4 protein-coding genes are annotated in these 5,802 nt (G+C 70.8%); 1 reads left to right on the top strand and 3 read right to left on the bottom strand.

The genetic code is table 11. The features are described 5' to 3' along the window. Positions 1-14: 14 nt before the first annotated feature. Complete coding sequence (locus ABD308_RS11220; protein ID WP_344331814.1) at positions 15-2,399, bottom strand: hypothetical protein; 2,385 nt, start codon at positions 2,397-2,399, stop codon at positions 15-17. A 413-nt stretch (positions 2,400-2,812) separates the two neighbouring features. On the opposite strand from ABD308_RS11220, the gene ABD308_RS11215 reads away from it, so the two are divergent. Continuing rightward, positions 2,813-3,652, top strand: a complete 840-nt coding sequence (locus ABD308_RS11215; RefSeq protein ID WP_344331812.1) for a tyrosine-protein phosphatase — start codon at positions 2,813-2,815, stop codon at positions 3,650-3,652. An 18-nt stretch (positions 3,653-3,670) separates the two neighbouring features. On the opposite strand, the gene ABD308_RS11210 is transcribed toward ABD308_RS11215, so the two are convergent. Then, on the bottom strand, positions 3,671-4,525 hold the full coding sequence (locus ABD308_RS11210; RefSeq protein WP_344331811.1) for an RNA polymerase sigma factor SigF: 855 nt from the start codon (positions 4,523-4,525) through the stop codon (positions 3,671-3,673). Positions 4,526-4,715: 190 nt separating this feature from the next. Continuing rightward, complete coding sequence (locus ABD308_RS11205; RefSeq protein ID WP_344331809.1) at positions 4,716-5,585, bottom strand: RNA polymerase sigma factor SigF; 870 nt, start codon at positions 5,583-5,585, stop codon at positions 4,716-4,718. Positions 5,586-5,802 lie beyond the last annotated feature (217 nt).

Here is a 5,802-nt window from a genome sequence, read left to right as displayed (position 1 = left end):
CCGGGTTCACCTGTCTAGCGGGTGCCGGAGTGGCCGGCGGTCTTCCTGGCGGGTTCGGCCTTCCCCCCGGAGGCCTTGCCGCGCTGCTGCGGGCCGCCGTCGTGGCCGGTCGCCTTTCCGTCGGCGTTCGCCGTTACGGAAGTCGTACCAGCAACGACGTCCTTGCCCGCCACCGGGTCCCCGCTGCCGGGGACCAGGGTCGGCGCGTCGGTGCGGTCCGTGTCGCCCGGACCGGCCGGGACGGCGTCCGCGGTGCCCTGCGGGACGACGTTGGTGTCGGCCGGGGCCGGCGCCGGGACGGACTTGGCCGCGACACCCGGGCTGGTGCCGGCCGGGGCGGCCGGGGTGCCCGAGGAGGGCAGCGTCAGCTGGACGCCGCTCTGCAGCTGGCCGGGCTTGACCCAGCCGGAGAGCGAGCCCGCGTAGGCGGTGCCGAAGGCGGCGGTGCCGATGGCGAGCTGCTGGACGGTGCCGGTCGGCATGGTGGCCTGGACCTGGACGCCGGCCGGGGCGCCCACCACGACGGTGTCACCGGTGCGGTAGGCGGTGACCTGGCCGGAGGCGATGGCCGCGTTCCAGGCCGCCCGGCGCTGGAACTCCTGGCCGATCTCCTTCTGCCCGAGGTTCACGATCGGGGCGTTGGCGGCGTGCAGCGACCGGTAGGTGGAGAGGATCCGCTCCAGCACCGGGTAGACGATCCGGTCCTCGGACAGGTTGGACTGGTGGATGAAGTGCGGCCGCGGGTCGTTGTTCAGCACGTGGCCGAGGTCGATCCGGGCCTCCAGCGGCACGATGTACGACTGGTAGCCGGTGTTGACGTCGAGCGGGGTCGACAGGCAGGTGGAGTTCGCGTTGACCTCGCAGACGCCGCTGCCGCCGTTGGCCACGCTGGTGTAGATCCAGTTGTACTCGTCCGTCTCCTCCTTCGCCGTGGCGGCGTTGTAGAAGATGTTCATCGGGTAGCGCGGCACGGTCAGCGCCGAGCCGACGGCCCGCTGGGCGGACTCGCGGGAGGCGTCGCTGGCGGTCCACTTGACCCCGTTGGCGGCCAGCGAGGGCGCCAGGTACGGGTTGTCGCTGGTCTCCTGGGGGGCGGTCAGCAGGCCGGAGTGCTCGCCGGTGACCAGCTCGGTCCTGTCCAGCTGCAGGCCCCGGGCGGCGGCCCAGTCCAGGTTGTCCTTGATCTGGGAACTGATGGTGGCCTGGTTGACCCAGACGGTGCTGCCCGAGGTGGTCTTGGTGCACTTCCACGGAACCACCGTGACGTCCTGGAGGCAGCCCAGGTACGGGTGGGTGAAGGTGTGGTTGACCCAGCGGTAGCTGGTCTGGTCGGCGACCATCTGGTCGACCACCGGGTCGCTGGTGGTCTCGTGGTCGGACTTCCAGTCCTCGCTGCCGCCGCCGTTGAACACCATGTCCATGGTGAAGTCGTGGTCGAGCTGCCACTGCTTGGCGTACTGGGCGTCGGCGACCGTCATCCGGATCGGATTGGCGGTCTCCGGGGTGCCGGGCGGGCAGGTGACGTCGCCGGGCGTGCACTTGAGCACGGTGTCCCAGCGGTCGTCGGAGAGGAAGACGTCGTCGACGTGGGCCGCGAAGTAGTTGCGGTCGTAGCCCAGGTGGACGCCCTGGGTTATCCAGTCGACTATGCCGCGCGCCAGCAGGCGGTACTGCTGCTGGTACTGGTTGTAGACGAAGGTGACGACCAGTTCCTTGCGGCCGGCGTGCTGGTACTCGCCGACCAGCGAGCCCTTGGCGGTGCTGTTCGGGATCGGCATCTCGACCAGCGGGGTGAAGCTGGAACCGGCCGGCAGGGTGGCCAGCGGGGTGGCCAGGTAGCCGTAGCTCTCCGAGACGGTCGGGTCGTTGTCCTCGAACGGGACGGCGCCCTTGAGGTAGTCGAACGGTCCGCTCAGGCCAGCCGTGGTGACCTGGCCCTGGAAGCCGTCCAGGGTACCCATGTAGCCCGGGTTGACCGCCCAGTTCAGGCCGACGTCGGGACGGGCGTAGGTGTACGCGTCGACCTGACGGACGCCGAACGCCGCCTCGTACGTCGCGATCGCGGTCATCTCGGCGGAGCCGGCCGCGAACGGGTTGTCGTTGGGCAGCACGATGCCCTGGTACTTGCCGCGCGGCTGGCCGTTCAGCGTGTCGCTGAGGAAGGCCGCGTCGATCACCGGACGGTTGGCGTCGTTGAGGTCGACGAGTCGGTACGGCGTGCCCTGGCCCTTGAGCTCGGCGGCGATCGCGGCCGTCGCCGGCCCGCCGTCGCTGATCACCAGGACCGTGAGGTCGATCCGGGGCGTGGTGGTGGTGGCGTGCGCGAGGGACGACTGCAGGCCTCCGGCCAGCAGGACGGCTGCCGCGCACGCGGCGACTCTCCGGGTCGCTCGACCCATGTTGACTTTCCTCCCCTGGGCAGGGCGCTCCGCTGCCGGCGTCAACCTGCCCTGTTAGCTGTTCGCGGGCAGCAGGCTGCCCGGCGCCCATCCTGCTCGAAGTTCCAGGGCAGGACGGACCGAATGGGCAGGAGTGCAGCGAATCTGTTACCAACGTTCATGGTCAGGCCATGAGGGCGCCGATTGTGGCCGAAACCGTACCGGCTGCGCAAATAATGAATTAAAAATTAAAACCCGGAACCTAGCGTTACCGCTGCTCACCCATCGTGCGATCCGAGGGACGAACCGGACCCTACACCGGTGGCGTTGCCCGTGACACTCTTGCACATCCTGCCGTTTCAGTGGGCAGGTTCATGCAATATCGCTCAGGGTTGTGCAACGTCACCGTCCGAATATCCAATGGAGGCCGTCGAGTGACCGAGCGACAGTTCGAAACCGCCGCAATTCAGGCCGCCCGCAGCCTGGGCCTGCTCGGCGCCGTCAACGCCCGCGACCTGGGTGGTTACCGGACCGCCGAGGGGCTGGTACTGCGGGCCGGCGTCGTCCTGCGCAGCGACGGCCTCAACCGGCTCACCGATGAGGACCTGGGCCGGCTGACCGGACTGGGCCTGCGGCGGATCGTCGACCTGCGCAGCCCGGACGAGATCCGCGAGGCCGGACCGGACCGGATCACCGACGCCATGGCGCTCCATCAGCTTCCGGTCTTCGCGGCGGACTTCGACATCTACGCGACGCTGCGCGAGGTGCTGGCCGACCGCGATCCGCGCAAACAGCGAACGCTGCTCGGCGGTGGGCGCGCCGATGCCATGATGGCCGGTCTCTACCGGTGGTTCGTCACCGACCGGATCGCGCGCGAACGGTTCGCCGGCGTGCTGCGCCTGCTGGCCGATCCGGACGGCGCGCCGCTGCTGTTCCACTGCTCGGCCGGAAAGGACCGCACCGGCTGGACGGCGGCCGTGCTGCTGACCGCCCTCGGCGTCGACCGGGAGACGGTGGTGACGGATTATCTGCTCACCAACGAGCGTTCCGCCGCCGTCGTCGAGGCGGTCCTGGAGGGCTTCCGGACGCACGGTCTGATGCGTGAGCCCGAGCTGCTGCTACCGGTGTTCCGGGCCGAACGCCGGTACCTGGAGGCGGCCTTCGAGGAGGTCGAGACCGGCTGGCCGGACTTCGGCGCGTTCTGGGCCGACGGCCTCGGTCTGGACGAGGCCGTCCTGGCGGGCCTGCGGGCCAACCTGCTGGCGCCCTCCTGAGGCGCCCGGCCCCGTCGTTCACCCCTCGGCGGTCAGGCCCTCGCGCAGCTGGGTGAGGGTCCTGGTGAGCAGCCGGGAAACGTGCATCTGCGAGATGCCGATCTCCTCACCGATCTGCGACTGCGTCAGGTTGCCGAAGAACCGCAGCATGATGATCCGGCGCTCGCGCGGCGGCAGCTTGGCCAGCAGCGGCTTGAGCGACTCCCGGTACTCCACGCCCTCCAGCGCCAGGTCCTCGTAGCCGAGCCGCTCGGCCAGCGGACCCTCGCCGTCCTCCTCGCTCGGGCTGGAGTCCAGCGAGCTGGCGGTGTAGGCGTTGCCGACCGCCAGGCCCTCCACCACGTCCTCCTCGCTGACGCCGAGGCAGGTGGCCAGCTCGGCCACGGTGGGGGAGCGGTCGAGCCGCTGGGCGAGCTCGTCGCCGGCCTTGGTGAGCGCCAGCCGCAGCTCCTGGAGCCGCCGGGGCACCCGCACCGACCAGCTGGTGTCCCGGAAGAAGCGCTTGATCTCGCCGACCACGGTCGGCATCGCGAAGGTCGGGAACTCCACCCCGCGCTCCGGGTCGAACCGGTCGATCGCCTTGATCAGGCCGATCGTGCCGACCTGGACGATGTCCTCCATCGGCTCGTTGCGGCTGCGGAAGCGCGCCGAGGCGTAGCGGACCAGCGGCAGGTTGAGCTCGATGAGGGTGTCGCGCACATAGGTGTGCTCGGCGCTGCCCGGGTCGAGCGCGGCCAGCCGCCCGAAGAGGGAGCGGGAGAGCGTCCGGGTGTCGAGCCCGGCGTCCGGCGCGGCCTCGGCGCGCTGGAGCGGGATCTCCGCGGCGCCGGCCGGTGCAGCGTGGATCTCCGCGGTGTCCACATCCGAGGACATGCACCCACCCCCTTGTGACTGACGGTCCAACGGGCGCCGTCGTCGGAACGTTCCCGTGCCCGCGTCCGGCCCCCCTCCCACCCTGCATACCGGCGCGCGGTCCCCGGCAAACCCGGGCGTCGCGAGATGTCACGCGGCGGTGACGCGCCGTCGTCGCCGCGCCATCGCGCGGCAACGGTGGCGCCGGTGGTCAGTCCTCCCAGGAGTTGCCGGTCCGCAGCCTGGTCAGGATCCGCGACAGCAGCCGTGAGACGTGCATCTGGGACATCCCCAGCTCGGTGCTGATCTGCGACTGGGTCAGGTTGGCGAAGAACCGCAGCATGACGATCCGGCGCTCCCGCTCGGGCAGCTGCACCAGCAGGTGGCGGACCATGTCCCGGTGCTCGACCTCGGCCAGCGCGGAGTCCTCGTAGCCGAGCCGGTCCAGCAGCGCCAGCCCGCCCTCGTGCTCCTGGGCGGCCTCCAGCGAGGCCGCGTTGTAGGCCCGTCCGGCGTCCAGGCAGGCCCTGACGTCCTCCTCGGGGATGCGCAGGCTGGCGGCGATCTCCGGGACCTTGGGGGCCCGGCCGTGCACCACGGTCAGCTCCTCCATCGCGCCGCTGACCTGCACCCAGAGCTCCTGGAGCCGGCGCGGGACGTGCATGGTGCGGACGTTGTCCCGGAAGTAGCGCTTGATCTCGCCGAGGATGGTGGGCAGCGCGTAGGTGGGGAACTGCACGCCCCGCTCGGGGTCGAACCGGTCGATGGCGTTGATCAGGCCGATGGTGCCGACCTGGACGACGTCCTCCATCGGCTCGCTGCGGCTGCGGAAGCGGGTGGCGGCGTACCGGACCAGGGGGATGTTGACCTCGATCAGCGCGGCCCGGACCCGCTCGCGCTCGGGGGTGCCGGGGGGCAGCTCGGCGAGCCGCTCGAAGAGCACCCGGGTGAGGGTGCGGACGTCGACGGCGGGGCGGCCGCCGGGACCGCGCAGGCCGTCCGGGCGGAGCTCGCCGGCCGGGCTGATCACGGCGGCCAGCACCTCGTCGTCCGGTGCGCTCCCTGGTGTCCGCACGGACACGTCACCCCTCCCAAAGTCGACAACGGTGGGACCTGCGGAGCGGGGGTCGCGTTCTCGTTCACCACCTCGCCATGTCCGGCAAAACCGGTCATAGCATCACAAGGCGGGCGCATGTCGGGCAAGTACCACGCGGAGGTGTGTTGGTGCGCCGTCCGGACCCGCCGCGCACGGCGGCGGTGCGGCGGGCGGGTCGTCCCGGGACAGCACGAGGCGCCCC

This window comes from Kitasatospora putterlickiae (assembly GCF_039527695.1).
GTDB classification, from domain to species: Bacteria; Actinomycetota; Actinomycetes; order Streptomycetales; family Streptomycetaceae; genus Kitasatospora; species Kitasatospora putterlickiae.
Note: the sequence above shows the minus strand (reverse complement) of the source record. Positions and strands in the feature narration are given on the sequence as shown.